Origin of the sequence: Rhodanobacter thiooxydans (assembly GCF_030291135.1) — a bacterium.
Taxonomy (GTDB): Bacteria; Pseudomonadota; Gammaproteobacteria; order Xanthomonadales; family Rhodanobacteraceae; genus Rhodanobacter; species Rhodanobacter thiooxydans_A.
Genome location: NZ_CP127409.1, coordinates 3,262,139 through 3,288,057 on the forward strand (window position 1 = coordinate 3,262,139; position 25,919 = coordinate 3,288,057).

Consider the following 25,919-nt stretch of genomic DNA (forward strand, 5'->3'; position numbering starts at 1 on the left):
AGACGCCTGGCGACCTGCCGCGGCGGGTCGTCACGAAGGGAGGCCTGAAACTTGTCGCGCGCTTCGTTTATAATCGGAGACTGCTTGCCTGTCCGACCCCGATCCCGGGCCGGACGACAAGCGTGACCCACGCCGTGCACTCACTCACGGCAAGCCGCACCGGGGCGCAGCCATCGTACCGGTGCGACGGCAATAGACTATTCAGGCAGGTCGGGGCCGCCATCGTGGCGTGCCGCCCTGCCCTCTGACAGGAGTACGTGCGTGAGCGGTTCCATGAGCAAGTCCGACCAGAGCGTCTTGCGCCAGTTTTCGATCATGATCGGCGGCCTGGCCGTGCTGACCGTGGTGCTGATCTTCGCGGCGCTGGCGATCCACGACCACGAGCCGAAGGAAACCAATCCGGACCAGCCGGCCCAGGTTGCCGCGCGGATCGCCCCTGCCGGCGCCGTGTATGCCGGCAACACCGGCCGCGCCGCCATGCAGGCCGCCGCGGATGCCGCCGCCAAGGCGGCCGCCTCGCAGGTCGCCTACGGCGGCACCACCGACGGCAAGGCGATCTACGACCACCTGTGCACCAGCTGCCACGCCTCCGGCGTCGCCGGCGCGCCAAAGACCGGCGACAAGGGCATGTGGGGCCCGCGCCTGGCGCAGGGCATCGACACCCTGGTCAAGCACGCAATCGAGGGCTACCACGGCCCGGACGGCAACTTCATGCCGCCCAAGGGCGGCAACCCGGCGCTCACCGACGAACAGGTGACGAACGCCGTGCACTGGCTGACCGATCAGGCGAAGTAAATCGCCTGATCCAACAAGCTTTCTTCAAACGCCGCCTTCGGGCGGCGTTTTCGTTGGCCCCTGCCCCTGCAACGCAGGGGGAGGTTGGCGACCGAAGGGAGTCCTTCAGGTGAGGGGGTTACACGTTACAGGGAAGATCAAAAGCAACCCTCCCCTGCTGTGCAGGGGAGGGAGCAAAGTCTCACCCCAAGTGCATGCCGATCCACTCCCGCGCAAAACTTTGCAGTTCCGGGAAGAACGCCTCGAAGCGCCCCTGCAATTCCACCTCCCGCTCCTGCAGCACCGGCAACGCCGAGGCCAGCGGATTGGCGCGGCTCAGGCGTTGCCCGATGCCGCCCAGCGCTTCGCCCAGCACGACGTCGTCGGTGTAAGCGGCCGGCAGGCCGTGCGCCTCCATGTAGCCGCGGAAACGCCGCAACGCCGGCGGCAGCAGCGCATCCTGCCGCCACAGCAGCGCGCGCAGGGCGAGCGAATACTCTTGCAGCGGCTGCACGCTCCATTGCGGGAAATCCCGCGCCAGGCAGCGGTCGAACCACATGTCCAGCAGGATCCCGGCATAGCGTCGATACGGCGCGGGCAGCAGCGCCCTGGCCGTCAGCACCTCGGGATGGGCGTCGGTGTAGACGTCGATCGCCCGGTGCAGGCGGATACCGGCGATCACCCGCGGCGGCAGCCGCGCAGCGTCCGGTTGGCCGTGCACGAAGTCGCCCAGCATCCCGCCGAGCTGCAAGGCCTCGTCGTCGCCTGCCAGCAGCGCATGCGCCAGATGGTTCATCCGGACCGCCCGGCGGTTATCATCACGTGCATGACGCCCACCGAGCTCCCCGCCGCGCCTGCCGGCTTTCCGGATGTCGCCGCCAGTTTCATGCTCGACGGCCCCGCCGGCAAGCTCGAAACCATCAGTGACGTCGCCGAAGCGGCCTGCGCGCGCTGCGGCGTGGCGGTGATCTGCCATCCGCTGACGATCGAGGGCGGCAGCATGCACAACAAGGTGGTGACAATGGCCGAGCGGGCGCTGCGCGAATCCGGCCTGGATACGGTGCGTTTCAATTTCCGCGGCGCCGGCAATTCGCAGGGCGACTACGACCAGGGCCACGGCGAAGGCGACGACCTCGCCACCGTGGTCGCCTGGGCGCGCCGCATGCGCCCGCACGACGCGTTGTGGCTGGCCGGCTTCTCGTTCGGCAGCTACGTGAGCATCGCCAACGCAGTGCGCCTGCGCGCCGATGCGTTGATCAGCATCGCACCGCCGGTCGGACGCTGGCCGTTCGACGCGGTCGCGCTGCCGCGCTGCCCGTGGCTGATCGTGCAGGGCGAGGCCGACGAGATCGTCGAGCCGCAGGCGGTGTTCGACTGGGTCGAGACACTGGAGCCCCGGCCCGAGCTGGTGCGCATGCCCGAGACCAGCCACTTCTTCCACCGCCGGCTGATGGACCTGCGCGGCGCGATCAAGCATGCGGTGCATGGCTGGTTGCCGCCGAAGCGGCATGCCTGACGCGCGCCGACCATCCCCTGCCAAGACCTGTCCGTTCCATGAGTGAACTCCCCTCGCTGGCGCCCACTGCGCGCTATCTCGAAGGCGTCGCCGCGCACCGCTGGGAGTCCGACCCGACCCAGCTGGCGCTGCTGCCGGAATTCGACCGCATGCACGCCGCGCTGTGCGCCGAACCGGCCAGCGGCAACGGCCTGCTCGGCCGGCTGAAATCCCTGCTCGGCAACGACCCGCCCGAAGCGGTGCCGGGGCTGTACCTGTGGGGTACGGTCGGTCGCGGCAAGACCTTCCTGATGGATCTGTTCGCCGCCAGCTTGCCGCACGGCGTGGTGCTGCGCCGGCACTTCCACCGTTTCATGGGCGAGGTGCACGAGCACCTGCGCACGCTGGGTGAGCGGCAGAACCCGCTGACCGAGGTCGCCGCCGACCTCGCCGCGCGCTGCCGCGTGCTGTGCCTGGACGAGTTCCTGGTCAACGACATCGGCGACGCGATGATCCTGTCGGGCCTGCTCGACGCACTGTTCGCGCGCGGCGTGAGCCTGGTCACCACCTCCAACACCGCGCCGGCGAACCTGTACCAGGGCGGCCTGCAGCGCGTGCGTTTCCTGCCCGCGATCGCGCTGATCGAACGGCACTGCCACGTGGTCGAGATGGCCTCCGCGCACGACTGGCGCCTGCGCGCGCTGACCCGGGCTTCGGTCTATCTCACCCCGCCCGGCGCCGAGGCGCACCGCGCGCTGGAGCGCATCTTCGCCAGCCAGGCCCGCGGCGCCGTGCAGGAAAACGGCAACCTGCACGTCAACGGCCGCGACATTCCGTTCGTCAGGCGCGACGACGACATCGTCTGGTTCGAGTTCGCCGCGCTGTGCGAAGGCCCGCGCGCAGTGGCCGACTACATCGCACTGGCCAAGGCCGGGCCGACCGTGATCGTCGCCAACGTGCCGCAATTCACCGTCTACAGCGAGGACGCGGCGAAGCGCTTCGTGCAATTGGTGGACGAGTTCTACGACCGCCACGTCAAGCTGGTGCTGTCTGCCGCCGCGCCGATCACCGAGCTGTACGACGGCGAACGCCTGCGCGCCGAATTCGGCCGCACCGAGTCGCGCCTGATCGAGATGCAGAGCGAGGAATACCTGGCACTGGAGCACCGGCCCGAGTGATCCGCCGCCGGCGCATTGCTCCCCCGCCATCGCCGCAGTAGCCTGCAACCGCTGACAGCACGCTGTCGCGCACGGGAGGGGACGATGAAGATGACGCAGGGATCGCTCGCGGATTTCCACGCGGGCGCCGGCATCGCGCGGCCAGCCGGCGACGCCGCGGACGAAGCGCATGCCCTGCCCGGTTTCGACGCCGTGTCGCGGCTGGCGGCCACCACGCTGGGCACGCCGCTGGTGGCGCTGCTGCTGGCCGACGGCAGTGCATTCTGGTACACGCCGCCCGGCCACAGCGACCCGATCCGGCTGGACGGCATGCTGCTGGCCGCCTGCCGGCAGGCCACCCGCCGCGGCGTCGCCGAGGTGGTGCCCGACGCGCGCAGCGACGCGCGTTTCCTGCCGGCCGACGCCGACCCGGCGCACGCCGCCATCGGCTTCTTCGCCTGCGAGCCGGTGTTCGCTCTGGACGGCCAGTTGCTGGGCGGGCTGTTTGCCGTGGACCGGCGCCCGCATCCCCCGCTCCACGCCGGCGAACGCAGCGCGCTGCGCGACGCCGCCTCGCTGGCCGGTACTGGCGCCGCGCTGCGCCACTACCTCGACCGCACCGACCCGGCGACCGGGCTGCCGCACCGCAATGCGTTCTTCGCCGACCTGCACGCGCACCTGCCCGGCGCGGACGATACCGCCTGGCTGCTCGCCGTCGAGGTGGCCCCGGTGGCGCGCTTCAACGCCTTCGTGCGGGCCATGGGACACAGCTACGCCGACGCGCTGATGCACGCGGTGGCGGCGCGGGTGCAGGCGTGGATGACGCCTGGCATGCAGCTCTACCAGGTCGGCACGGCGCGCCTGGCGCTCCTGCCGGCGCACCCGTACGACGAGCTGCTGCCCGCGCGCCTGGACGAATTCGTGGCCTTGCTGCGCGAGCCGATCGACTGCCTCGGCGTGCCGCTCACCCTGCAGCCCGGCGTGGGCCTGCTCAAGGTCGAGGCGCACGAACTGCGCGGCGGCGACCCGCTGCGGCGCGTGATGAACGCCGCCCACGTCGCGCAGGACAGCGTGCGCGGCTGGGCCGTGTACGACCGCGCGCAGGACGAACGGCAGCGGCAGGATTTCTTCCTGGTCACCGAGCTGGCCGCCGCGCTGTCCGAACGCACCGAGCTGGAACTGCACTACCAGCCGCGCGTGCAGCTGGCCAGCGGCCGCTGCGTGGCGCTGGAAGCGCTGGCGCGCTGGCGCCACCCCACCCTGGGCGCGGTACCGCCCGGCGTGTTCGTGCCGCTGGCCGAGCAGGCCGGGCTGATGCGTTCGCTGACCGACTGGGTGCTCGACCACGGCCTGGCGCAACTGGCCGCGTGGTTGCGCGACGGGCTCGACGTGCAGCTGTCGCTGAACGTGTCCAGCGCCGACCTCGACGCCACGCTGGAGACGCGCCTGACCGCCGCGGCGCTTCGGCACGCGGTGCCGCTGACGCGACTGGAACTGGAGTTCACCGAAAGCACGGCCATGCGCCACAGCGACGCCAACCGCTGCCACCTGGCCGCGCTGCGCGAGGCCGGCGTAGGCATCGCCATCGACGATTTCGGCATCGGCTACAGCAACCTCGACGCGCTGCGCCAGATGCCGGCCAGCTGCGTGAAGATCGACAAGTCACTGGTATGTGGGCTCGACACCAGCCGGCACGACGCGGCGGTGGTGCGTTCGATGGTGGCGCTGGCCCACGAACTGGGTTTCCGCGTGGTGATGGAAGGGGTGGAAACCGCGCACGTGCTGGAGGCCGTGCGCGACATGGCCTGCGACGAAGTGCAGGGCTTCCACATCGCCCACCCGCTGCCGGCGGCGGACGTGGCCGGCTGGCTGCGTCGGCATGCATCTGCCACGCCGGCGCAGCCGGCGGATCGCCCGCACGACTGAAGCGCCGCGGCCCCGCCCGCATCACACGGCGATCGTGCCGGGCCGGCGTGGTGGTGGCGAGTTACCATCGGCTTTCCCCGCCCCGGAGACGCCCATGTACCGTACCGCCCTCGCCCTGGCACTGGCCGCTGCCACCATCGCACCGTTGCACGCCGCCGACGCCTCCGCCGCGCAGGCGTTGGCGCAGCAGGCCCTGCCGCAGGCCATCGCATGGCGGCACGACATCCACCAGCATCCCGAACTGGGCAATCGTGAGGTACGCACCTCGGCGCTGGTCGCGCGGGAACTGAAGCGGCTGGGGCTGGAGGTGCACACCGGCATCGCGCACACCGGCGTGGTCGGCCTGCTGAAGGGCGACCTGCCCGGGCCGCGGCTGGCGCTCCGCGCCGACATGGATGCGCTGCCGGTGACCGAGGAAGTGAACCTGCCGTTCGCCTCGAAGGCGAAGGGCGAGTACCGCGGCAAGACCGTCGGGGTGATGCATGCCTGCGGCCACGACGCGCATACCGCCATGCTGCTGGGCATGGCGCAGGCGCTGGCCGGGATGAAGAAGCAGTTGCACGGCTCGGTGCTGTTCGTGTTCCAGCCGGCCGAGGAAGGCGCGCCGGCGGGTGAGGAAGGCGGCGCTGCGCTGATGCTGAAGGAGGGCCTGTTCCGGCAGTTCAAGCCGGACGCGATGTTCGGCATGCACGTGGTCAGCGCGCTCAACGTGGGCACGGTAGCGGTGCGGCCAGGGCCGACGATGGCCGGCTCGGACTGGTTCCGCATGGTGGTGCACGGCCGCCAGACCCACGGCGCGATGCCGTGGAACGGGGTCGACCCGATCGTCACCGCCGCCGAGATCATCAGCACCGCGCAGACCATCGTCAGCCGCAAGCTGGACATCGGCACGCTGCCGGCGGTGCTCAGCTTCGGCATCGTCGAGGGCGGCTCGCGCTACAACATCGTGCCGGACAAGGTGGAGCTGCAAGGCACCCTGCGCACGTTCGACGCCGGCATGCGCCAGCAGGCGATCGACAACCTGAAAAGCATCGCCGAACACGTCGCCGCGGCGAACGGCGCCACCGTGGAGGAACAGATCCCGGTCGGCGACAGCACCCCGGTGCTGGTCAACGACCCCGCGCTGGCCGCAAGGGTGAAAGCCAGCATCGCCACCGCGATCGGCGCCGGGCACGTGATCGAGGCGAAGCCGTGGATGGCCTCGGAGGACTTCGCCTACTTCGCGCAGGAAGTGCCGAGCGTGTATTTCTTCGTCGGCGCCACGCCAGCCGGCCAGGACGCCTCGAAAGCGCCGGCCAACCACTCGCCGAAATTCTTCCTCGACGAGGGCGCGCTGAAGATCGGCATGGCCTCGATGCTGCAGGCCAGCCTGGATTACCTCGGCACGCCCAGGTCCTGACGGCGGCAGCCCGGGGATGCGAAGGCGCCGCTACGCCGCGGTCGTGCCGGACTGCTGCATCCGCTGGAAGCGGCGATGGTGGACCAGCAGGCCGCTGAAGTAGGCAATGTAGTAGCCGACCAGCAGGCCGATCACCAGCATGGTCAGCGGGCTGGCGGCGTAAGCCATCGGCGGCATCGCGCCGGGCGCGGCCGGCACCTGCTGCATCTGCGGCCACGCCACCAGCATCCGCCAGGCCAGCCGGCCCAGCAGCAGCGCGGTCAGCAGCGCGCCGATCCACGGGTTCGGCACGTAGCAGTCGCCCTTGACCGGATCGACCTCGAAGCGGGTCAGGCGCAGCCCGAGCAGGCCCAACGCAGCGCCGAGCAGCACGCCGCCGGCGAGGCCCTCGGCCAGCGCAATGTGGTGGAGCCCGCCGAGCGCGAGCACACCGCCGAGGACCGCGAACATCACGATGCGGAAGATCATCCGCTTGCGCCGGATCGGCTGGCGGCCGAACTGCCGGCTCACCCGCCGCCACACCATCCAGGCCAGCAGCGGCAGCATCACGAGATATTGGGTCAGGTGGGCGGGCATGGGCATCTCACCGGGTGGATGGTGCCCAGCATAGTCGGCCGCGAAATGGCTGACGACTGACGTTTGTCACCCTTCGCCCGTGCGGCAGCAGCGCGGCGTGCTACTTCGCCTTGCCCTGGTTCGCCACCGCGGCCATCTTCGCCGCGATCGCGTCGGCATCGCCGAGGTAGTAATGGCGCAGCGGCTTCAGTTCGTCGTCGAACTCGTACACCAGCGGCACGCCGTTGGGGATGTTCAGCTCCACGATCGCTTCGTCGGAAATGCCGTCCAGGTACTTCACCAGCGCGCGCAGCGAATTGCCGTGCGCGGCGACCAGCACGCGCTGGCCGGAGCGGATCGCCGGCGCCAGCACTTCGTGCCAGTACGGCAGCACCCGGGCCACGGTGTCCTTCAGGCATTCGGTGTCAGGGATGTCCTTCGAGTCGAGCGCCGCGTAGCGCGGGTCGTGCACCGACTCGTTGGCGGCACGCTCCAGCGGCGGCGGCGGGATGTCGTAGCTGCGCCGCCAGACCTTCACCTGGTCCTCGCCGTACTTCGCCGCGGTCTCGGCCTTGTTCAGGCCGGTGAGGCCGCCGTAGTGGCGCTCGTTGAGGCGCCAGTCGGTGAGCACCGGGATCCACATCAGGTCCATCGCGTCCTGCACGCCCCACAGCGTGCGCACCGCGCGCTTGAGCACCGAGGTGTGCGCCACGTCGAACGTGTAACCGCCCTCGCGCAGCAGGCGACCGGCCTCGCACGCCTCGGCCATGCCCTGTTCGGTGAGGTCGACGTCGGCCCAGCCGCTGAAACGGTTGTCGAGGTTCCACTGCGATTGGCCGTGGCGGATCAGGACGAGCTTGTGCATGGGAGCGCCCAACAGTGATGAGTAAACCGGGAATGGTGCAGTCCGGCCCCGGCAGCGTCAAATGCGGCCCCTGCCACAGGTCATGCCCAACCCTTGGCCCGGTGGCTGCATCCTAGTGCTTACACACATCCACTGAAGACTCAAGGAGACTGCCATGCGTCGATTCCCGACGATCCTCATCCTGGCCGCGCTGGCGCTGGGCCTGGGCTTGCCGCCGCTGGCCAGTGCGCGTGACAACGACATCAGCAAAGTCAACGGTTCGGTGCAGGTCGAAGCCGGCCAACAGGTCGGCGACGTCAGCACGGTCAACGGTGCAGTGCACATCGCCGGCGGCGCCAGCGTGCACGAGGCCAGCACCGTCAACGGCGAGGTCGAGCTGGGCGACAAGGCGCAGGCGACCGAACTGGGCACGGTCAACGGCGCGATCAGCCTGGGCCGCGCCAGCCGGGTCAGCGGCAAGGTGAACGCGGTCAACGGCAGCATCCACCTGGCCCCGGGCGCCGAGATCGGCGGCCGGGTCGAGAACGTCAACGGCGCCATCGTGCTGGACGACGCCCACGTCGCCGGCGGCATCGGTACGGTGAGCGGCGACGTCACGGTGGGCGCCAACTCGCGCGTCGAGGGCGGCATCCTGGTCGACAAGCCGAACAACGGCTGGTTCCACTGGGGCAGCGAGCGCAAGCCGACCATCGTGATCGGCCCGCACGCCGTGGTGCAGGGCACGCTGGAGTTCCGCCGCGAGGTGGTACTGAAGGTCAGCGACAGCGCGCAGATCGGCCCGGTCAAGGGCGCCACGCCGGAGAAGTTCAGTGGCGCCACGCCGTAAAGCCGGTGCCTACACCCAGTCGCGCGGCTTCAGGTAATCGGCCAGCTTCGCTTCGGCGGAGCCGGCTTCCGGCTGGTACGCGTACTCGAAGCGCACGCGCGGCGGCAGGCTCATCAGGATCGACTCGGTGCGCCCGCCCGACTGCAGGCCGAACAAGGTGCCGCGGTCGTAGACCAGGTTGAACTCCACGTAGCGGCCGCGGCGGTACAGCTGGAATTCGCGCTCGCGCTCGCCGTATGGCATGGCCTTGCGGCGCGCCACGATCGGCAGGTAGGCATCGAGGAAACCCTGGCCCACATCCTTGGTGAAGTCGAAGCAGCGCTCGAAGCCGCCTTCGTTCATGTCGTCGTAAAACAGTCCACCGATGCCGCGGGTCTCGTCGCGATGCTTCAGGTAGAAGTACTCGTCGCACCATTGCTTGTAGCGCGGATAGACGTCCGCGCCATACGGTTCGCACAGGTCGCGCGCCACCGTGTGCCAGTGGCGCACGTCCTCGTCCACCGGATAGAACGGGGTGAGGTCGAAGCCGCCGCCGAACCACCACACCGGCTCCACGCCTTCCTTGCTGGCCTCGAAGTAGCGCACGTTGGCATGGGTGGTCGGCACGTGCGGGTTCTTCGGGTGCAGCACCAGCGACACGCCGGTGGCGATGAAGCTGCCGCCAGCCAGCTCCGGCCGGTGCGCGGTGGCGCTGGGCGGCAGCTGGTGGCCGTGCACGCGCGAGAAATTCACCCCGGCCTGCTCGAACACCGCACCACCCTGCAGCACGCGGGTGCGCCCGCCGCCACCGGCCGCGCGCGTCCAGGCGTCTTCCGTGAACCGCGCGCCGCCATCAGCCTGCTCGATCGCCGCGCAGATGCGGTCCTGCAGTTCGCGCAGGAAGGTTTCGGCCTGGCTGGCTTGCTCGCTCATCGTTTCGTCCTTTGATTTCAGGCGGCCAGCTTAGCAAGCTGCCGACACCCGCTCCTGCGGCGCCACGCCGCGCCGGGCTGAGCCAGATCAGCTGGCAGTTCAGCTGATCCGCGCCACCATCCGCCGATGCCCGATCAGCTGCGCCCAGCGCAGGCCCAGGTCGATCCACATCAGGTAACTGGCCTCGAGCAGCAACAGGCCGAGGTAGCGGCCCTGCCGCGGCAACGCCGGCTCGGCGGCGACCGGGGTACCGTCGAAACCGAGCCGACGCGCCAGCAGCAGGCAGCGCGCCAGGTGATAGCGGCTGGTCACCAGCGCCACCGGCGGCAGCCCGGCATCGCCGGCCTCGGTCAGCAGCAGGCGGCGCGCGTGGCGCAGGTTCTCCAGCGAGTCGACCGACTCCTGTTCCAGCTCCACCTGCACCTCGCCGGGCAGTCCGTGCAACCGCAGCCAGGCATGGCCGGCAGCGGCTTCGCTGCACTGGCCGCCGCTGCAGCCGCCGAGCAGCAGCAGGTGGCCGGTCTGTCGCTGTTCGGCCAGTGTCAGTGCACGGCGCAGGCGCTGCTGGTAGTCGTGCTCGGGCGCATCGCGCACGAGCCGGCGGCCGAACACCAGCGTCACCATCCGCCGCGGCGGCGCCAGCGGGCTGCGCAGGGCGATGCGGCAGACGTGGATCAGGTAACCCAGCCAGACCAGGCCCGCACTGAGCACCAGCGCCAGCATGGTCACCAGCGCGGCTTGCTGCACGTCGCGGTCACGCAGGTAGCGCCAGGGGTTGCGTGGTGGAGACGGATTCGGCAACACGGGGAAGTGCGGAGCGGGGATGCGCCAGCATAGCCGCAGCGCGCTGCCCGCGCCCGTTCGGTGGCTGAACGCCCGCCCCGCGCAGGCTAGGCATCCGCGGGGGTGCCGGCTACGCTTTCCTGATGCCTTCCCCGATGCCACCCCTCGCGATCACCGCGTACACCGCCACGTCCGCCATGGGCAGCGGCCTCGCCGCACAGCGCGACGCGCTCGAACACGCCCGCAGTGGCCTGCGCCCGAACGACATCAGCAGCGCGCCGCTGGCGTGCTGGATCGGCCGCGTCGATGGCGTGGAGGACACCGCCCTGCCCGCCGCGCTCGCCGCCTGGGATTGCCGCAACAACCGGCTGGCCTGGCTGGGCCTGAACCAGGACGGCTTCCTCGAACGCGCTCGCGCTGCGCGCACGCGCTACGGTGCCACCCGCGTGGCGCTGCTGCTGGGCACCTCCACCGCCAGCATCGGCGCCACCGAGGAAGCCTATCGCCGGCTCGATGCCGACGGCGGCTTCGCCGATGACATGCTGCGCCCGGCGATCCACGCGCCGCACTCGCTGGTCGCCTTCGTCGCCGCCGCGCTGGCGCTGGAAGGGCCGTGCCTGACCATCTCCACCGCCTGCTCGTCCAGCGCCAAGGTGTTCGCCAGCGCCGAGCGGATGATCCGGCTCGGCCTGGTCGATGCGGCGGTGGTCGGCGGCGTGGACACTTTGTGCGACAGCGTGCTGTTCGGCTTCAACGCGCTGGAGCTGGTGTCGCCCGAACCGTGCCGCCCGTTCGACGCCGCGCGCAACGGCATCTCGATCGGCGAGGCCGCCGGCTTCGCCCTGCTGGAGCGCGCCGACATGGCGCCCGACGCGCCACGGCTGCTCGGCTACGGCGAGGCCAGCGACGCGCACCACATGTCCACCCCGCATCCAGACGGCCTCGGCGCCGAGCTGGCGTTGAACGACGCGCTGGCGCGCGCCGGTCTCGACGCCGCCCGCGTCGACTACATCAACCTGCACGGCACCGCCAGCCAGAAGAACGACGAGGTCGAGGCGGCGCTGGTCGGCCGCGTCTTTCCGGCCCGCACGCGGGCCAGCTCGACCAAGGGCTACACCGGCCACACGCTGGGCGCGGCCGGCATCGTCGAGGCGACCATCGCGCTGCAGGCGATCGAACACGGCCTGGTGCCCGGCAACCTCGGCGGCGACACGCCCGATCCGATCTGCGGCGCGCACTTCGCCTGGCGCAACGAACGCCGGCGCGTCGACGTGGCGCTCAGCAACTCGTTCGGCTTCGGCGGCAACAACGCCTGCCTGGCGTTCGCCCGCGCGGGATTCGCCGCATGAGCGCACTGCGCGTCCACGTCGAGGGCGTCGGCCTGTGGTCGCCGCTGCTGGCCGACTTCGCCGCGCTGCGAAGCCTGCTTGCCGGCACCACGCCGGGGCCGCCGGCAACGCGGCCCGCCGCCGCCACACTGCCGCCGAACGAGCGCCGCCGCGCGCCGGAAAGCGTGCTGCTGGCGATCGAGGCGGCTGGCCAGGCGTTGGCGATGAGCGGCCGCGACGCCGCCACGCTGGCCTGCGTGTTCGCCTCCGCGCACGGCGACCAGGCGATCACCGACTACATGTGCGCCACCCTGGCGCAGGCGCCGACCGAGCTGTCGCCAACCCGCTTCCACAATTCGGTGCACAACGCCGCGGTCGGCTACTGGACCATCGCCACCGGCTGCCATGCGCCGTCCATCGCGGTCTGCGCCCAGCGTGAGAGCTTCGGTGCCGGCCTGCTGGAGGCGGCCGGCCAGGTGCTGGCCGAACAGCGCCCGGTGCTGCTGGTGTGCAGCGACACCGCCGGCAGTGGCCCGCTGGACGAAGTCACCGGCTGCCGCCAGCCCTTCGGCTGCGCGCTGGTGCTGGCGCCGCAGGCCGGCGCCGCCACGCTGGCCCGGCTCGACCTCGACCTGCAGCCGCGCGCGGCGACCGACGCGCCGCTGCCCGAGCCACTGGCCGGCTGGCGCGCGGGCAACCCGTCGGCGTCGAGCCTGCCGTTGCTGGCCCTGCTCGCCACCGGCCGTGGCGGCCACTGCCAACTGGCCGCCGCCGCTACACTGGCGCTGCACATCGACATGGAGTCCGTCGCTTGAACATCCCCGCTGCACGCTGGTGCGTGCTGATTCCCTGCCTCAACGAGGAAGCCGCGATCCGGTCCGTGCTCGAATCCGTGCTGGCGCTGGGCGCGCCGGTGATCGTGATCGACGACGGCTCGGACGACCGCACGCCCGAGATCGTCGCCGCCCTGCCGGTGACCCTGCTGCGCCACGACACGCGCCGCGGCAAGGGCGAGGCATTGCGCCACGGCTTTCGCGAAGCGCTGCGGCAGGGCTACGACGCGGTGCTGACCATGGACGGCGACGGCCAGCACCTGGCCGCCGACATCCCGCACATCGTGGCCGCCGCGCAACGCTACCCGGGGCACATCGTGATCGGCGCGCGCCTGCTCGACCGCGAGCAGCAGCCGAAGGGCCGCCGCCGCGCCAACGCGGTGGCCGACTGGGGCATCTCGTGGGCCTGCGCACAGCCGGTGGCCGACACCCAGAGCGGGCAGCGCTGGTACCCGCGCGCGGCGCTGGCACTGGTCGACCTGCCGGCGGAGAACTTCGTGTTCGAGGCGGCGATCCTGATCGCCGCCTCGCGCGAGAAGCAGCTCGGCGTGGTCTCGGTGCCGATCGCCTCGCGCTATCACGGTGCGTTCCGTCCCAGTCACCTCAAGCCGGTGCGCGACGTCACCCGCATCACCACCTACACCATCGGCCGGGTAGTCCATTACGGCCACGTGATCCGCAGCTATCGTCGCTCGCGCGGCGTGCCGCTCGTGGTCGACGGGCCCGCCGGCTGATCCGGCGGGCCGAACGATTACTCCAGGTCGCCGAGCATGCTGTCCTTGCCGGGCTGGGCCAGCCAGCCGGCAATGTCTTCACCGAGCGCCCTGACGGTGCGCCCGAGCACCGAGCAGTTGCCCTTGAAGCCGCCGAACGCGCCGCCCATCGAATTGCGCCGCCCGATGAAATTGCCCACCTCGGCGCCGTCTTGGTAGAGCCGGCCCTTCACCGTGGTGTGGGTATGGTGGCCGATGAACGCGTTGCCGTCGGCCACCGAGTCGGTGATCTCCACTACCAGCGCGCGGCCCGTCGAACCGGCGCTGGCCTGCGCCACCTGCGTCACCGTCACGCCCTTCTCCTGCCCGTACTTCTTGATGAAGCCGGACAGCTTCTCACCGAGCTGGCACTCACGCTTGACCGCACCGGCGATCACCGCATCCTGCGCGAAAGGAACCACCGCCGGCACGCTCACCGCGGCTGGCATCGCCGCGTTGTTGTCGGCGGCATGGGCAACGGAAAACACGCCGCACAACAAAGCGGCGGAAACAAGAACAGTCTTGCGCATCGAACATCCTCCATGATGGAGCCCCCTGGCTCCGTCCGCGCAGTATGCCGGCTCGCCGCCGCTCAGCCCATGCCGCCGTTGACGCCGATTAGCTGGCCGTTGATGTAGCCGGCCGCGTCCGAGCACAGGAAGGCGACCAGCGCGGCGACTTCCTCCGGCTTGCCGGCGCGCTGCGCGGGCACCAGTTCGCGGATGCGTTCGGGTGGGAAGGCCGCCTCGGCCATGCGCCCTTCGATCACGCCGGGCGCGACCACGTTGACGGTGACGCCGCGCGAGGCCATCTCGCGTGCCAGCGACTTGCTGGCGCCCACCAGCGCGGCCTTCGCCGCCGCGTAGTTGGTCTGGCCGCGGTTGCCCAGCTGCGCCGCCGCCGAGCCGATCGAGACGATGCGGCCGAAGCGCGCGCGTGCCATCGGCAGCAGCAGCGGCTGGGTGACGTGAAAGAAGCCGTGCAGCGAGACGTCGATCACCCGGCGCCACTGCGCGTCGCTCATGCCGGCCATCGGCGCGTCGTCGTGGATGCCGGCGTTGTTGACCAGCGCGTGGATCGGCCCTTCGCTTAGCAGCACGTCGAGCGCCGCGCGGGTCACCTCCGCGTCGGTGACGTTGAAGGCGACCGCCTGCGCGCGGCCGCCGCCGGCGACGATCGCCGCCGCGGCTTCCTCCGCCCGGGTCAGGCTGTGGTGGCCGTGCACGATCACCTGCCAGCCGGCCGCGGCGAGCGCGTGGCAGATCGCGCCGCCGAGTTCGCCGCTGCCGCCGGTGACCAGGGCGCGACGTGAGGTGGGAATCGAGGACATGACGGGCGCCTCAGGCTTAGGGATGGATCACCGCCGCCCGCCCGCTGGCAAGCAGGCGGCCACGATGTTCGACGCGGAACGCGTATTGTGCGCCACCCGCGGCGGCGTAGAGACATTCGGCATGGACGTCCAGATGGCCATCGAGCCGATCGACATATTCTTCGTGCAACTGCACCTCGCGCAGGCTGACCAGCCGACCGGGGCGTGCTCCGACGCTGCCATGCGCGCGCGCCAGCAGCGCACCGTGCACCGCCATCGCCTGCGCGCCGTATTCGGCCAGGTGCACCGCGTGCAGGCCGTGTTCGCCGCGCAGCGGGTTGTCCGCGCGCGCGTGACTGGCGCTGGTGGCGTGGATCGTGCGCTCGTCCCAGGCCAGCACTGCATCGAGCAGGCACATCGTGCCCGCGTGCGGGATCAGCTGCGCCCAGTCAGTCTTGTCGAGCATGCGGCGCCATCAGGATCGACAGGCAGAAGTGGAAGGCCACGCCCAGGCTCACGGTGAGCCCGATCGCGCGCAGCACCGGGATCGTCGCCCACGCCAGCATGCCGAACACCAGCAGCGCGGACAGCACGCAGACGATCGTGGCGTGCAGCGTGCGCCGCTGCTCGGCCGCGTCGCCGGTGTCGCGCTCAAAGAACAGCGCGTAGTGCAGGCCCAGTCCGCCGGCGAGGATCAGCGCGACCAGGTGGAACAGCGAGATCTCGACGCCAGCCACGCGCTCCACCGCCAGCACCAGGAAGGTGGCCAGGGTCATCGGCGCCAGCACGTGCCACGCGCGGCGCAGGCTGCGCAGCGCCAGTGCGATGGTCAGCACCAGCAGCACCGCGGCCGCCGCGAGCGCCTGCAGGATGCGCGTGCGGTAGTCGACCACCAGCGATTCGGAGGCGGCCTTCAGGTCGAGCAGGCGCACCGCGCCATACGTGCCTGCGCCCAGCGCCTGCAGCGCGGCCACGTCGTGCACGCCGCTGACCGTGCCCAGGCCCAGCCAGTGGCCATCGCGCTCGACCAGCATCGCGGCGAGGCGCTGGCCCAGCGGCGTCTGTGCGTAGCGTGCGGGCGTCAGCGGCGGCAAGCCGCGCGCGGTTTGCACATCGTCGACGAACGGCTGGAACAGGTCGGCGCGGAACGGCAGGCCCTGCGACGCCTCGTCCAGCGCGTGCTGCAGCGTGGCGCGGTCGGGCAGCTTCGCCTGCCGTTCGCGCTGCACGGCCACGCTGGGCAGATAGCGCGACGGCAGCTCCAGCGCATCGGCAGCATGCCGCGCCAGCAGCGCATCGACCCGCGGCTGCAGCGTTTCCGACAGCGCCAGCACGCCCTGTGCGCTCGACGCCTGCAGCACCAGCAGGTAGCGCACGTCGGGCGCGCCCAGCGCCTCGCGCAGGCGCGCGTCGTGCTGCAGCAGGTCCGGCGGCAGCGGGGTCAGCGCAGCGAGGTTGTCCTGCCAGAACGGGCCGCGGGCCAGCGCCAGCATCGCCACGATCGCCGCGGCGACCACGACGGGAATCCAGCGCGGCCGCGGCAGGCGATCGACGAAGGTGCGCGCCTGCAACAGCCAGCGCATGTCGGCCACGTCGCGCACGCGCCGCGGCAGCAGATGCGGCAGCAGATAGCGCGTGCTGAAGCCGGCCACCAGCAGGCCGACGATGGTGAACACCGCCAGCTGCTTCAACCCGTTCACGCCGGACGCGTAGAACGCCAGGTAGGCGATGCAGGCCGAGGCGATCGCGGTCAGCAGCAGCGGCCACAGCGCACGCACGCTGGCCACCGCGTCCTCGCCGGCGCGGCGATGGCTGAGCACGCGGATCGGGTACTCCTGCGCCACCCCGAGCAGGGTGAAGCCGAACGCCAGGGTGATCCCGTGCACTTCAGGAAACGCGAGCGTCAGCGCGGCGATGCCGGCCAGCGCGGCGCTGGCGATCGGCAGCGCCGACAGCAGCAGCGAACCGAAGCTGCGGTACGCCAGCAGCAGCAGCGCGATGAAACCGACGGTGGAGATGCGCCCGATCCAGTCGGCCTGGTGCCGCGTCTGCGCCGCGGCCACCACGCTGAAGTAACCTGGCCCGCTCAGTTCGAGCATCGCGCCGGCGCTGGCCGGCAGCGCGGCGAACGCGTGACGGATGCCGTCGATCGCCTGCTGTTGCGCGCCGGGGTCGAAACCGGCGGCGACCGTCTGCACCAGCAGCAGCGCCTCGCCCTGCGGCGAGAACCACACGCCCTCGCGCAGCTCCGGCGACTTCGCCGGCGCCCAGCGTTCGGCCAGCTTCAGCACCTCCAGCGTGGGGTCGCGCGGCAGCAGTCCCTTGAGCAGGCTGGCGGCGGGCGAAGACAGGTCGTCCAGCCGCTGCTGCAGCTGGTCGGCGAGGTACGCCTCGTCCAGTGGTTGCTTATCCAGCGTGGGCGACAGCAGGTAACGGTAGGGCAGCAAGCTGGCGTCCAGCGCACCGAGATCAAAGTTGCCGTTGAGCACCTGGCTGTAGCGCGGGTCCTTTTTCAGCGCGGCGGCGAGGCCCTGGCTCAGCGCGGCCAGCCGTTCATCGGACTGGCCATGGATGGAAAGCAGCAGCAAGCGCGAACCCGGCCCTTCGCCGACCTGCTCCATCAGCAGGCGCTGGTCCGGCGTGGTCGGCGCGGGCATGAAGCTGCGCAGGTCGGTGCTGACGCGCAGCCGCTGGCTGACCATCCAGCCCAGCCCGGCCAGCGCCAGCAGCCAGAGCACCAGCAGCGTCGCGCGGGCGCCGACGCGCATGCTCAAGGTGCGCCCTGGCACAGCGCCTCAAGCGTCTCGCGGGTGGGTGCGGCCGGCATCTGCGCGGCCAGCGGGCCGAGCAGGTCGACGGCGAGGTCGCCGTCGGCTTCCTGCAGGTGCATGCAGCGCGAGGCCTTCGCATAGCCGTCGATGCGGATGCTGGCCACGGTCTTCGCCACGCGGGCATCGCGCGGCACCAGGGTCAGCGTCCACGCGCCGTCGGCGTCGCCGCGCTGGTGGATCTCGAACGCCTGCTGCAGGCGCGCCGCGTCGCCGCTGAGCAACGCCACGAAGCTGTCCAGCAGCACCTGAAGCTGCGGCGCACGCTTCAGCGAGAAGTGCCGCGCGCTGCGGCCGTCGCGCTGCTGGGTCACTTCGCCGTCGGCGATGGTGGCAGTTTCCTGTTGCGGATGTTCGACGCGCCGCTGCAGCCGATCGCCGCCCAGCCACGACAATTGGCCGGAAACCACCAGCGGCCGGTCGAGCACCTGCAGGAAGCGCGCCTCGGCGAATGCGGTATGCGCCGGTGCCGGCTGGCCCAGCGCAGCCACCAGGGTCGATGCCGATGTCGCCGGGGCCGCTTCAGACGCCGACGTGCTCGCCCACGGCAACAGGCTCAGCAGCAGGCTCGGCAGCCACAGGCGCGTCTTGCCAGAAATCATAGAAATTGAACCAGTTGTAGGGAGCGACCTGGACGTAGTGTTCCAGCCGTTGCGCGTAGCGGGCAATCAACGCATCCAGCGCCGGACCGCGGTGCTGCCGCGGGATCTGCACCTGGTCGCTGAACGGCTCGAAGACCAGCTTGTAGCGGTTGCCGCCCAGGTACAGGCCGAAGCACAGTACCACCGGCACCTGCAGCGTATGCGCCAGCAGCCACGGGCTGATCGGGAACGGCGCCGGCGAGCCGAGGAAGCCGGTGCGCCGCAGCACCTCATGGCCACGGCCGCGATCGGCCAGCATCGCCACCAGCGCGCCGTCACGGCAGCCCTCGGCCATCGCCAGTGCGATGGTGGTGCCGTCCTGCGCCGCGTCGATCACGCAGGCGCCGACGTCCGGCGCCAACGCTTCGAGCAGCTCGGTCATCGCCGGCGTCTTCTGCTTGTCCAGCACCACCCGCAGCGGCATCTGCGGCCGGCGCGCACCGATCGCCCGCAACGCCTCGAAGCTGCCCTGGTGCGAACCGAACAGCAACACGCCGCGACCCTGCGCGATGCGCTCGTCCAGCAGGTCCAGGCCTTCGGTCTCGATCCGGAACGGCTTTTCGCCGTGCGCGAGCAGGAAGATCCGGTCCAGGATCGTCGCAGCGAAGCAGTGGATGTGCTTCAGCACCTGCCACGCCGTGGCCGGCCGGCCGAATACGCGCTGCAGGTACTGCCGCGAGGCCCGTCGCTCCGGCGCCCGGCGCAGGAAGAAGTACAGCGTGATCGGGTACAGGCACAGCCGGCCCAGGCGGCGCCCGCCGTGCAGTGCAATCGTGCGGATCAGCCACAGCGCGAAGCGGCCGCCGCCTTCGGGCCGGCTCTGCCAGTGTCCATGCGTGCTCATGTCGCTCCCTCGACCAGGCCGCGTGCCAGCAGCATGCCGTCACGCCGGATCTCGAAACGGATGCGCGATCCGTCCGTCGCCGTCAGATGCAGCTGCGCCGTCTCGTCCGGCAGCAGCGGTGCCGCGAATTTCGCTTCCAGCACGCGGCCCAGTCGCTGGCCGCGCCAGCTGCGCAGGGCCAGCGCCACCTGCTCCAGCAGCAGCACCCCCGGCACCAGCGGCGCGCCGGGAAAGTGGCCGGGCAAGGCGGGATGCTCCGCGCCGACGCGCAGCGTCTGTTCGAAGCCGGTGCTCATGGCGCCGCCACACGCTTGCCGCGCAGCAATTGCGGCCAGTGCAACGCCAGCTGCAGCAGCATGTCGTGCAGGCCGGGATGCGGCAGATGACGCAGCCGCCAGCGGCGACAGGCGTATTCCAGCAGGAACGCCGCGCCCAGCAGCAGGTAACCACCCAGGTGCAACCACGTCGCGGCCCAGCGCTCGGGTACCGACAGCGGCGAGGCCATGCCGGCGCGCGCCAGCAACCCGCTGTGATCGGCGCACAGCAGCAGCACGGCCAGCAGCAGCGCCTGGCCGCCCAGCAGCAGCGTCCAGAACCAGGTGACCTGGCGCGCATAGGCAGCCACGCCCGGCTGGCGCAGGCGCTCGGGACCCTCGATGGCAGCGATGAAGCGCTCCACCAGGGGTTCGGCCGTGGCCAGCGTGCGGCCGAACCACACTGCCAGCAGCGCATGGATGAGCACCGGCACCGCCTCCAGCAGCAACTCGGCAAAGCCGAAGCGCCAGCTCAGCAACAGGCCAGCCAGCACGCCCGACCACAGCAGCCACGCCGCCGTGCGGCGCGCCAGCAGCTGCGGCAGCAGCAGCACGGTCAGCAGCAGGGCCAGTGCCAGCAGCGCGAAAAACTGCTGCCCGGTCACCGCGCCGGCGATCGCCAGCAGCGGATAGGCCGGCAGCAACAACAGGCCGTAGCGCCGCGTGCTGTGGTCGGGTGAAAGTGAAGAGGATGTCATGCCGGGTTCCGCGTCGGCTCCGCCGGAACGTCGAGCCTGCCACGGGCGCTGGAACGCAGCATGAAGAAAGCGTGGTGAACGCAACCGGGACGCACCGCTGGCGTCAGCTGGCGCGGTTCTGCTCGACATGCGCGGACAGCGTGCGCAGGCAGGTGAAGATCTGCCGGTTGTCCGGGTTGTCCGAGCGCAGCTGGAAGCCGTAGCGTTTGGACACGGCCAGCGCGATTTCCAGTGCGTCGATCGAATCCAGCCCCAGCTCGCCGCCGAACAGCGGTGCATCGGGGTCGATCTGTTCCGGGGTCACGCTCTCCAGATTCAGGCATGCCACGATCAGGGTGGCCAATTCGTGCTGCGCCGCTGTCTGTTCCGCCATGCTCGGTTCCGTACTCTGGATTCATTGCCTCCCCCCGGTGGCAGTGGGCGCGGAGTGTAACATAGCGCCCTTGTCGTTCCCGGTTGTACGCCATGATGCAGGGATGTGAAAACCCCCAGATCGACCTGCAGCCGCGTCGCGCGCCGCAGGTGTCCTACCGCGTCGGCGAGGCCGCCGCGCTGCTGGCCGAACCAGGCACGCTGGCATTGTTCGGCTTCGGCGCCGGCACTCCGGCCAGCACCGACCCGCGCTGCCTGCAGGTGGCGCTGGAGGCGTTCGATGCGCCCGCTCCGCTGGAGCTGTGGCAAGTCGATGCGCCGGTGAGCTGCGGCCGCGACGGCGCACTGCGCTGGTCGGCCGGCGGCGGCTGGCTGTTCGTGGCGATCGAGCTGGACGAACGCGAACACGGCGGCCCGACCGCCGCCGCCCGGCTGGCCTACGAGCAGCTGCACCGCTTCGTCGCCACGCGCGAGGCGCAACACGTGCTGCGGGTCTGGAATTACCTCGGCGCGATCAACCACGGCGACGGCGACGCCGAGCGCTACAAACACTTCTGCGACGGCCGCGCCGCCGGCATGGGCGATTTCTTCGCCGAAGGCTTCCCCGCCGCCACCGCAATCGGCCACCACGGCGACGAACACCGCCTGCAGGTCTACCTGCTGGCCAGCGACCAGCCCGGCCTGCGGGTGGAAAACCCGCGCCAGGTCAGCGCCTGGTGCTACCCGCGCCAGTACGGCCGCACCCCGCCCAGCTTCGCCCGCGCGATGAGCCTGCCGGCGCAGGACGTGCTGGCGATCTCCGGCACCGCCGCGGTGGTCGGCCACGCCTCGGCGCACGAGGACGACCTCGACGCCCAGCTGGAAGAAACCCTGGTCAACCTCGAGGCGCTGCTGGCCAGCGCCGGCATGGCCGCCGGCTTCGACACCCGCTCGCCGCTGAAGGCCTACGTGCGCCATGCGGCGGACGCCGCGCGCGTGCGCGACTTCCTGCAGCAGCGCCTGCCCGGCGTGCCGGTGCTGCTGCTGCACGGCGACATCTGCCGCCGCGAACTGCTGGTGGAAATCGACGGCTGGCGTTACGCCTGAGGCGAGAGCCGGGCGGTGAGACGAGGAGTGGGAAACAAGGGCAAGCACGCCTGCGACTCGTTCCCCGCTCCGTCACTCACTGCTGCTTTACCGGCCGCTTCCAGCCCTCGAACGTCTGCTGCTTGCCGCGCGCCACGGTGAGCTCGCCGGCCGGGGCGTCGCGGGTGATCACCGAGCCGGCGCCGATGGTGGCTTGCGCGCCGATCGTCACCGGGGCGACCAGCGCGCTGTTGGAGCCGATGAAGGCGCCGTCGTCGATGCGCGTGAGATGCTTGTTCACACCGTCGTAGTTGCAGGTGATGGTGCCGGCACCGATGTTGACGCCGCGGCCCACCACGGTGTCGCCGAGATAAGTGAGGTGGTTGGCCTTGCTGCCTTCGCCGAGATGCGCCTTCTTGGTTTCCACGAAGTTGCCCACGTGCACGCCGGCGTCGAGCTCGGTGCCAGGGCGCAGCCGCGCGAACGGGCCGATCGTGCAGGGGCCATGGGTGACCACGCCGTCGAGGTCGCAGTGCGTCAGCACCACCGTGCCGGCGGCCAGCTGCACGTCCTTCAACCGGGTGAACGCGCCGATGCGCACGTCGTCGCCGAGCGTCACGCGGCCTTCCAGGATCACGTCGACGTCCAGCTCGACATCGTGCCCCGCCTCGACCGTGCCGCGCACGTCGATGCGCAGGGGATCGGCCAGCCGCACGCCGTCCCGCATCAGCGCACGTGCCGCACGCTGGCGGTACTCGGCCTCCAGCCCGGCGAGCTGCAGCGCATCGTTCGCGCCCGAAGCCTCCACCGGATCGGCGCACTCCACGCTGAGCGCGGGGCGCTTTTCCTCACTCGCCATCGCGAAGATGTCGGTGAGGTAGTACTCGCCCTGCGCGTTGTCACAGTCGAGTCCGGCGATCCAGACGCGCAGCGCGGCCGCAGACGCCACGAGGATGCCGGTGTTGACCAGGTTGACGGCACGCTGCTCCTCGTCGGCGTCCTTCTCCTCGATCACCTCCCGCACATGGCCGTTGCCGTCGCACAGCACGCGGCCGTAGCCACGCGGATCGGCCAGGCGCATGGTGAGCAGGCTGAAGCCTCCCTCCGCCGACGCCAGTTGTTGCAGGGTGTCGACCCGGGTCAGCGGCACGTCGCCGTACAGCACCAGCACGCGTGCGCTGTCGGGGATCTCGCCCAGCGCCTGCCCCACCGCATGGCCGGTGCCCAGCCGCTCGGCCTGCAGCACCCAGCACAGATCGGTCTGGCCGGCGAACGCGGCCCGTACCTGGTCGCCGCCGTGGCCATAGACGACATGGATGGCCGCCGGCTGCAGCGCCCGCGCGGTGTCGACCACGTGCGCCAGCAGCGGTCGCCCGGCCAGTGGCATCAGCACTTTCGGGCGACTCGATTTCATCCGCGTGCCGGCGCCGGCGGCGAGGATGACGACGTGGAGCGGAGTCTGGTTCATGGAATAAGGCCTTGACGCGTCCTGATCGAAAAAGCATAGCAGCCAGCCCGGCCCGGACGATGGCGGCCAGGGGGCTCAGCGCGGAGCTGCCGCGGCCGATACCGCGGGCTTGCCGGCGTGGCATTCGAAGCGGAACACATAGGCCAGGCTGAACGGTTTCGTCCCGCTGTCGACCACGTGGCTGTTGCCGTCGGCATCGGCAGCCCAGCGGTTGATCGTCAGCGGACTGAACTGCCACTGCAGCGCGGCCACGCGCACGGCATCGATGAAGGCCTGCCGGCCCGCATCGGCCTGCGCCTCGTCCGTCACGCGTACTTCGCCGACCTTGCCCTGCCCATCGACGATCAGCAGCGCCGGCACCTCCTGCGGCGGCGGACAGCTCGCCAGTTGGCCGGGCGGATACACCGGCACCACGCGCCGAAACGGCGTGGCGCCGCTGGACACTTCGCCCAGCGCCAGCGGATAGCGCACCGTGCCGGGTGACACCACCATCCGCCATGACGCATCGCCGGTGGCCGGCGGCGCTGGCGGGTGACGTGGCGTGGCGCAACCGGCCAGCAGCAGCAACAGCACGCAGCTGCCATGGCGGAAAGTGAACATCGATCCTGTCATCAACATCTTCCCTGTGCTGCCCAGACCGCATCGTGCCGATGCAGAAACGCCGGCACAAGGCCGGCGTTCTTTTCCGCGATATTCATCGAAGCGACCGCTTCATCCTTGAGTGCGGCATGGACGGCTGCCTTTTGATCTCACTCTGCACTCATGGATGAGTGCACGAACTTCACTTCCATGGATGGCCGCCGTTTGATCTCCGCGATCAGGGATGATCGCAAAAGCCTAGTGCTTGAGACTCTTGCGCAGCCGCTCCAGCGCCTGCAGCTGGGTGATCGCCTCGGCCAGCTTGGCCTGCGCCTCGGCGATTTCCATCGCGTCGGTGCGGTTGGCCAGCGCGTCCTCGGCTTCCTTCTTGGCGCGCTGCGCGGAGGCCTCGTCCAGATCGGCGGCGCGGGCGGCGGTGTCGGCCAGCACGGTGACCACCTGCGGCTGCACTTCCAGCATGCCACCGGAAATCCAGAACTGCTGGCGCTCGCCACCGGCCAGCAGCACGTCGACGTGGCCCGGCTTGAGGCGGGTGATCAGCGGCGCGTGGCGCGGCGTGATGCCGAGTTCGCCGATCTCGCCGGTGGCGATGACCATCGTCGCGTCGCCGGAGAAGATCTCGGCTTCGGCACTGACGATGTCGACGCGAATGGTGTGGGTCATGGCTCAGATTCCAGATACTTGAAGGCGGCGGGCGGACGCGCGGTCCGCCCGGTGGATCAGGCGGCCTTCTTGGCGCCCATCTCTTCCGCTTTCTTGATCGCCTCCTCGATGCCGCCGACCATGTAGAACGCCTGTTCCGGCAGGTGGTCGACGTCGCCGTCGACGATCATCTTGAAGCCGCGGATGGTTTCCTTCAGCGACACGTACTTGCCCGGCGAGCCGGTGAACACCTCAGCCACATGGAACGGCTGCGAGAAGAAGCGCTCGCACTTGCGCGCGCGGGCCACGGCCTGCTTGTCCTCTTCGCTGAGCTCGTCCATGCCGAGGATCGCGATGATGTCCTTCAGTTCCTTGTAGCGCTGCAGTGTGCCCTGCACCTTGCGCGCGACCTCGTAGTGCTCCTGGCCGATCACGTTCGGATCGAGCTGGCGGCTGGTCGAGTCGAGCGGGTCCACCGCCGGGTAGATGCCCAGCGAGGCGATGTTGCGCGAGAGCACCACCGTCGCATCCAGATGGGCGAAGGTGGTGGCCGGCGACGGATCGGTCAGGTCGTCCGCGGGCACGTAGACGGCCTGGATCGAGGTGATCGAGCCGGTCTTGGTCGAGGTGATGCGCTCCTGCAGCACGCCCATTTCCTCGGCCAGGGTCGGCTGGTAGCCCACCGCCGACGGCATGCGGCCGAGCAGCGCGGACACCTCGGTGCCGGCCAGCGTGTAGCGATAGATGTTGTCGACGAACAGCAGCACGTCCTTGCCCTTGCCGGTCTCGTCCTTCTCGTCGCGGAAGTACTCGGCCATGGTCAGGCCGGTCAGCGCCACGCGCAGACGGTTGCCCGGCGGCTCGTTCATCTGGCCGTACACCATCGCGACCTTGTCGAGCACGTTGGAGTCCTTCATCTCGTGGTAGAAGTCGTTGCCCTCGCGGGTACGCTCGCCCACGCCGGCGAACACGGACAGGCCCGCATGCGCCTTGGCGATGTTGTTGATCAGCTCCATCATGTTCACGGTCTTGCCCACGCCGGCGCCGCCGAACAGGCCGACCTTGCCACCCTTGGCGAACGGGCAGATCAGGTCGATCACCTTGATGCCGGTTTCCAGCAGATCGCTGGCGGCCGCCTGGTCGGCGTAGCTCGGCGCCTGGCGATGGATCACCCAGCGGTCCTGCTCGCCGATCGGGCCGGCTTCGTCGATCGGGTTGCCGAGCACGTCCATGATGCGGCCGAGCGTGGCCTTGCCGACCGGCACCTTGATGCCTTCACCGGTGTTGCGCGCTTCGAGGCCGCGCTTCAGGCCCTCGGTGGAGCCGAGCGCGATGGTGCGCACGATGCCGTCGCCCAGCACCTGCTGCACTTCCAGCGTGATGTCGGTGCCGTCGATCTTCAGCGCGTCATACACCTGCGGCACCTGGTCGCGCGGGAACTCCACGTCGATGACCGCGCCGATGATCTGAACAACTTTGCCCTGGCTCATGCTGATAGCTCCGGATGAATCTCTAAGATTTCGTTGTGTACAA

The 25,919-nt window shown here is 70.3% G+C and carries 28 protein-coding genes; 10 read left to right on the forward strand and 18 right to left on the reverse strand.

Annotated features, from left to right (window positions below; all coding sequences use genetic code 11):
* The first annotated feature begins 273 nt into the window (after positions 1-273).
* Positions 274-795, forward strand: a complete 522-nt coding sequence (locus QQA13_RS15010; RefSeq protein WP_108471813.1) for a c-type cytochrome — start codon at positions 274-276, stop codon at positions 793-795.
* A 181-nt stretch (positions 796-976) separates the two neighbouring features.
* On the opposite strand, the gene QQA13_RS15015 is transcribed toward QQA13_RS15010, so the two are convergent.
* Positions 977-1,570 (reverse strand): ACP phosphodiesterase, encoded by a 594-nt coding sequence (locus QQA13_RS15015; protein ID WP_108471814.1) that lies wholly within the window; start codon positions 1,568-1,570, stop codon positions 977-979.
* A 30-nt stretch (positions 1,571-1,600) separates the two neighbouring features.
* Here QQA13_RS15015 and QQA13_RS15020 point away from each other — a divergent pair, with 30 nt between their 5' ends.
* From QQA13_RS15020 to QQA13_RS15035, 4 genes are all read left to right on the forward strand, one after another.
* Positions 1,601-2,290, forward strand: a complete 690-nt coding sequence (locus tag QQA13_RS15020) for an alpha/beta hydrolase (protein ID WP_108471815.1) — start codon at positions 1,601-1,603, stop codon at positions 2,288-2,290.
* Positions 2,291-2,328: 38 nt separating this feature from the next.
* Positions 2,329-3,447, forward strand: a complete 1,119-nt coding sequence (gene zapE, locus QQA13_RS15025) for a cell division protein ZapE (RefSeq protein WP_108471816.1) — start codon at positions 2,329-2,331, stop codon at positions 3,445-3,447.
* 84 nt (positions 3,448-3,531) lie between these two features.
* Positions 3,532-5,352 carry a putative bifunctional diguanylate cyclase/phosphodiesterase gene (locus QQA13_RS15030; protein ID WP_108471817.1) on the forward strand — a complete coding sequence of 607 codons (1,821 nt, stop codon included), beginning with the start codon at positions 3,532-3,534 and terminating at the stop codon, positions 5,350-5,352.
* Between the two features lie 94 nt (positions 5,353-5,446).
* Positions 5,447-6,751 (forward strand): amidohydrolase, encoded by a 1,305-nt coding sequence (locus QQA13_RS15035; RefSeq protein ID WP_108471818.1) that lies wholly within the window; start codon positions 5,447-5,449, stop codon positions 6,749-6,751.
* Positions 6,752-6,781: 30 nt separating this feature from the next.
* Here QQA13_RS15035 and QQA13_RS15040 read toward each other — a convergent pair whose 3' ends face one another.
* Both QQA13_RS15040 and gpmA read right to left on the reverse strand, forming a co-directional pair.
* On the reverse strand, positions 6,782-7,327 hold the full coding sequence (locus tag QQA13_RS15040) for a DUF1453 domain-containing protein (protein ID WP_108471819.1): 546 nt from the start codon (positions 7,325-7,327) through the stop codon (positions 6,782-6,784).
* 100 nt (positions 7,328-7,427) lie between these two features.
* The gene (gpmA, locus tag QQA13_RS15045) at positions 7,428-8,171 is read right to left on the reverse strand and encodes a 2,3-diphosphoglycerate-dependent phosphoglycerate mutase (protein WP_108471820.1); all 744 of its coding nucleotides are present in this window, start codon (positions 8,169-8,171) and stop codon (positions 7,428-7,430) included.
* Between the two features lie 154 nt (positions 8,172-8,325).
* Here gpmA and QQA13_RS15050 point away from each other — a divergent pair, with 154 nt between their 5' ends.
* Entirely contained in the window at positions 8,326-8,997 is a 672-nt protein-coding gene (locus QQA13_RS15050) for a hypothetical protein (protein WP_108471821.1), read from the forward strand.
* A gap of 9 nt (positions 8,998-9,006) precedes the next feature.
* On the opposite strand, the gene hemF is transcribed toward QQA13_RS15050, so the two are convergent.
* Positions 9,007-9,909 (reverse strand): oxygen-dependent coproporphyrinogen oxidase, encoded by a 903-nt coding sequence (gene hemF, locus QQA13_RS15055; RefSeq protein ID WP_108471822.1) that lies wholly within the window; start codon positions 9,907-9,909, stop codon positions 9,007-9,009.
* Between the two features lie 99 nt (positions 9,910-10,008).
* Complete coding sequence (locus tag QQA13_RS15060) at positions 10,009-10,713, reverse strand: YdcF family protein (RefSeq protein ID WP_108471823.1); 705 nt, start codon at positions 10,711-10,713, stop codon at positions 10,009-10,011.
* Between the two features lie 134 nt (positions 10,714-10,847).
* On the opposite strand from QQA13_RS15060, the gene QQA13_RS15065 reads away from it, so the two are divergent.
* The 3 genes from QQA13_RS15065 to QQA13_RS15075 are packed head-to-tail and all read left to right on the forward strand — an operon-like array spanning position 10,848 to position 13,587.
* Positions 10,848-12,041 (forward strand): beta-ketoacyl-[acyl-carrier-protein] synthase family protein, encoded by a 1,194-nt coding sequence (locus tag QQA13_RS15065; protein WP_108471824.1) that lies wholly within the window; start codon positions 10,848-10,850, stop codon positions 12,039-12,041.
* On the forward strand, positions 12,038-12,835 hold the full coding sequence (locus QQA13_RS15070; RefSeq protein ID WP_108471825.1) for a beta-ketoacyl synthase chain length factor: 798 nt from the start codon (positions 12,038-12,040) through the stop codon (positions 12,833-12,835). Before QQA13_RS15065 ends, QQA13_RS15070 begins: the two co-directional genes overlap by 4 nt.
* Positions 12,832-13,587 carry a glycosyltransferase family 2 protein gene (locus QQA13_RS15075; protein ID WP_108471826.1) on the forward strand — a complete coding sequence of 252 codons (756 nt, stop codon included), beginning with the start codon at positions 12,832-12,834 and terminating at the stop codon, positions 13,585-13,587. Before QQA13_RS15070 ends, QQA13_RS15075 begins: the two co-directional genes overlap by 4 nt.
* A 17-nt stretch (positions 13,588-13,604) precedes the next feature.
* Here QQA13_RS15075 and QQA13_RS15080 read toward each other — a convergent pair whose 3' ends face one another.
* The 9 genes from QQA13_RS15080 to QQA13_RS15120 all read right to left on the reverse strand — a co-directional run bounded on the left by QQA13_RS15080 (position 13,605) and on the right by QQA13_RS15120 (position 20,612).
* Positions 13,605-14,135, reverse strand: coding sequence for a hypothetical protein (locus QQA13_RS15080; RefSeq protein ID WP_108471827.1), 531 nt, complete (start codon positions 14,133-14,135; stop codon positions 13,605-13,607).
* Positions 14,136-14,197: 62 nt separating this feature from the next.
* On the reverse strand, positions 14,198-14,935 hold the full coding sequence (gene fabG / locus QQA13_RS15085; protein ID WP_108471828.1) for a 3-oxoacyl-ACP reductase FabG: 738 nt from the start codon (positions 14,933-14,935) through the stop codon (positions 14,198-14,200).
* A 16-nt stretch (positions 14,936-14,951) separates the two neighbouring features.
* The gene (locus QQA13_RS15090; RefSeq protein WP_108471829.1) at positions 14,952-15,380 is read right to left on the reverse strand and encodes a phosphotransferase; all 429 of its coding nucleotides are present in this window, start codon (positions 15,378-15,380) and stop codon (positions 14,952-14,954) included.
* Positions 15,364-17,682: an MMPL family transporter gene (locus tag QQA13_RS15095; protein WP_199909833.1), complete on the reverse strand. Its 2,319-nt coding sequence runs from the start codon at positions 17,680-17,682 to the stop codon at positions 15,364-15,366. Before QQA13_RS15095 ends, QQA13_RS15090 begins: the two co-directional genes overlap by 17 nt.
* Positions 17,683-17,684: 2 nt before the next feature.
* Positions 17,685-18,344, reverse strand: coding sequence for a LolA-related protein (locus QQA13_RS15100; RefSeq protein WP_108471831.1), 660 nt, complete (start codon positions 18,342-18,344; stop codon positions 17,685-17,687).
* Positions 18,265-19,227: an acyltransferase gene (locus QQA13_RS15105; protein WP_108471832.1), complete on the reverse strand. Its 963-nt coding sequence runs from the start codon at positions 19,225-19,227 to the stop codon at positions 18,265-18,267. Before QQA13_RS15105 ends, QQA13_RS15100 begins: the two co-directional genes overlap by 80 nt.
* Positions 19,224-19,523: a hydroxymyristoyl-ACP dehydratase gene (locus QQA13_RS15110; RefSeq protein ID WP_108471833.1), complete on the reverse strand. Its 300-nt coding sequence runs from the start codon at positions 19,521-19,523 to the stop codon at positions 19,224-19,226. The genes QQA13_RS15105 and QQA13_RS15110 overlap by 4 nt, the downstream gene beginning before the upstream one ends.
* Positions 19,520-20,239 (reverse strand): xanthomonadin biosynthesis protein, encoded by a 720-nt coding sequence (locus tag QQA13_RS15115; RefSeq protein WP_108471834.1) that lies wholly within the window; start codon positions 20,237-20,239, stop codon positions 19,520-19,522. Before QQA13_RS15115 ends, QQA13_RS15110 begins: the two co-directional genes overlap by 4 nt.
* A 103-nt stretch (positions 20,240-20,342) precedes the next feature.
* A complete protein-coding gene (locus QQA13_RS15120; RefSeq protein WP_108471835.1) occupies positions 20,343-20,612 on the reverse strand; it encodes a phosphopantetheine-binding protein in 270 nt (89 codons plus the stop codon).
* Between the two features lie 92 nt (positions 20,613-20,704).
* Here QQA13_RS15120 and QQA13_RS15125 point away from each other — a divergent pair, with 92 nt between their 5' ends.
* Positions 20,705-21,697 (forward strand): pteridine-dependent deoxygenase, encoded by a 993-nt coding sequence (locus QQA13_RS15125; protein ID WP_108471902.1) that lies wholly within the window; start codon positions 20,705-20,707, stop codon positions 21,695-21,697.
* A 76-nt stretch (positions 21,698-21,773) separates the two neighbouring features.
* Here the strand turns inward: QQA13_RS15125 and glmU are convergent, their stop codons facing one another.
* From glmU to atpD, 4 genes are all read right to left on the reverse strand, one after another.
* On the reverse strand, positions 21,774-23,144 hold the full coding sequence (glmU, locus tag QQA13_RS15130; RefSeq protein ID WP_108471836.1) for a bifunctional UDP-N-acetylglucosamine diphosphorylase/glucosamine-1-phosphate N-acetyltransferase GlmU: 1,371 nt from the start codon (positions 23,142-23,144) through the stop codon (positions 21,774-21,776).
* A gap of 75 nt (positions 23,145-23,219) precedes the next feature.
* Positions 23,220-23,756, reverse strand: a complete 537-nt coding sequence (locus QQA13_RS15135) for a hypothetical protein (RefSeq protein ID WP_234411330.1) — start codon at positions 23,754-23,756, stop codon at positions 23,220-23,222.
* Positions 23,757-23,981: 225 nt separating this feature from the next.
* On the reverse strand, positions 23,982-24,407 hold the full coding sequence (locus QQA13_RS15140) for a F0F1 ATP synthase subunit epsilon (protein ID WP_108471838.1): 426 nt from the start codon (positions 24,405-24,407) through the stop codon (positions 23,982-23,984).
* 56 nt (positions 24,408-24,463) lie between these two features.
* Positions 24,464-25,876: a F0F1 ATP synthase subunit beta gene (atpD, locus tag QQA13_RS15145; RefSeq protein WP_108471839.1), complete on the reverse strand. Its 1,413-nt coding sequence runs from the start codon at positions 25,874-25,876 to the stop codon at positions 24,464-24,466.
* Between the last annotated feature and the right edge of the window lie 43 nt (positions 25,877-25,919).

Coding starts and splice junctions, on each gene's coding strand:
- QQA13_RS15120 (WP_108471835.1), bottom strand. CDS start 20,612: ATGGCGGAACAGACAGCGGCGCAGCACGAATTGGCCACCCTGATCGTG.
- fabG (WP_108471828.1), bottom strand. CDS start 14,935: ATGTCCTCGATTCCCACCTCACGTCGCGCCCTGGTCACCGGCGGCAGC.
- QQA13_RS15080 (WP_108471827.1), bottom strand. CDS start 14,135: ATGCGCAAGACTGTTCTTGTTTCCGCCGCTTTGTTGTGCGGCGTGTTT.
- QQA13_RS15030 (WP_108471817.1), top strand. CDS start 3,532: ATGAAGATGACGCAGGGATCGCTCGCGGATTTCCACGCGGGCGCCGGC.
- QQA13_RS15015 (WP_108471814.1), bottom strand. CDS start 1,570: ATGAACCATCTGGCGCATGCGCTGCTGGCAGGCGACGACGAGGCCTTG.
- QQA13_RS15115 (WP_108471834.1), bottom strand. CDS start 20,239: ATGACATCCTCTTCACTTTCACCCGACCACAGCACGCGGCGCTACGGC.
- QQA13_RS15090 (WP_108471829.1), bottom strand. CDS start 15,380: ATGCTCGACAAGACTGACTGGGCGCAGCTGATCCCGCACGCGGGCACG.
- zapE (WP_108471816.1), top strand. CDS start 2,329: ATGAGTGAACTCCCCTCGCTGGCGCCCACTGCGCGCTATCTCGAAGGC.
- hemF (WP_108471822.1), bottom strand. CDS start 9,909: ATGAGCGAGCAAGCCAGCCAGGCCGAAACCTTCCTGCGCGAACTGCAG.
- QQA13_RS15040 (WP_108471819.1), bottom strand. CDS start 7,327: ATGCCCGCCCACCTGACCCAATATCTCGTGATGCTGCCGCTGCTGGCC.
- atpD (WP_108471839.1), bottom strand. CDS start 25,876: ATGAGCCAGGGCAAAGTTGTTCAGATCATCGGCGCGGTCATCGACGTG.
- QQA13_RS15035 (WP_108471818.1), top strand. CDS start 5,447: ATGTACCGTACCGCCCTCGCCCTGGCACTGGCCGCTGCCACCATCGCA.
- QQA13_RS15100 (WP_108471831.1), bottom strand. CDS start 18,344: ATGATTTCTGGCAAGACGCGCCTGTGGCTGCCGAGCCTGCTGCTGAGC.
- QQA13_RS15010 (WP_108471813.1), top strand. CDS start 274: ATGAGCAAGTCCGACCAGAGCGTCTTGCGCCAGTTTTCGATCATGATC.
- QQA13_RS15140 (WP_108471838.1), bottom strand. CDS start 24,407: ATGACCCACACCATTCGCGTCGACATCGTCAGTGCCGAAGCCGAGATC.
- QQA13_RS15105 (WP_108471832.1), bottom strand. CDS start 19,227: ATGAGCACGCATGGACACTGGCAGAGCCGGCCCGAAGGCGGCGGCCGC.
- QQA13_RS15125 (WP_108471902.1), top strand. CDS start 20,705: ATGATGCAGGGATGTGAAAACCCCCAGATCGACCTGCAGCCGCGTCGC.
- QQA13_RS15050 (WP_108471821.1), top strand. CDS start 8,326: ATGCGTCGATTCCCGACGATCCTCATCCTGGCCGCGCTGGCGCTGGGC.
- QQA13_RS15020 (WP_108471815.1), top strand. CDS start 1,601: ATGACGCCCACCGAGCTCCCCGCCGCGCCTGCCGGCTTTCCGGATGTC.
- gpmA (WP_108471820.1), bottom strand. CDS start 8,171: ATGCACAAGCTCGTCCTGATCCGCCACGGCCAATCGCAGTGGAACCTC.
- QQA13_RS15135 (WP_234411330.1), bottom strand. CDS start 23,756: ATGACAGGATCGATGTTCACTTTCCGCCATGGCAGCTGCGTGCTGTTG.
- QQA13_RS15095 (WP_199909833.1), bottom strand. CDS start 17,682: ATGCGCGTCGGCGCCCGCGCGACGCTGCTGGTGCTCTGGCTGCTGGCG.
- QQA13_RS15070 (WP_108471825.1), top strand. CDS start 12,038: ATGAGCGCACTGCGCGTCCACGTCGAGGGCGTCGGCCTGTGGTCGCCG.
- glmU (WP_108471836.1), bottom strand. CDS start 23,144: ATGAACCAGACTCCGCTCCACGTCGTCATCCTCGCCGCCGGCGCCGGC.
- QQA13_RS15065 (WP_108471824.1), top strand. CDS start 10,848: ATGCCACCCCTCGCGATCACCGCGTACACCGCCACGTCCGCCATGGGC.
- QQA13_RS15110 (WP_108471833.1), bottom strand. CDS start 19,523: ATGAGCACCGGCTTCGAACAGACGCTGCGCGTCGGCGCGGAGCATCCC.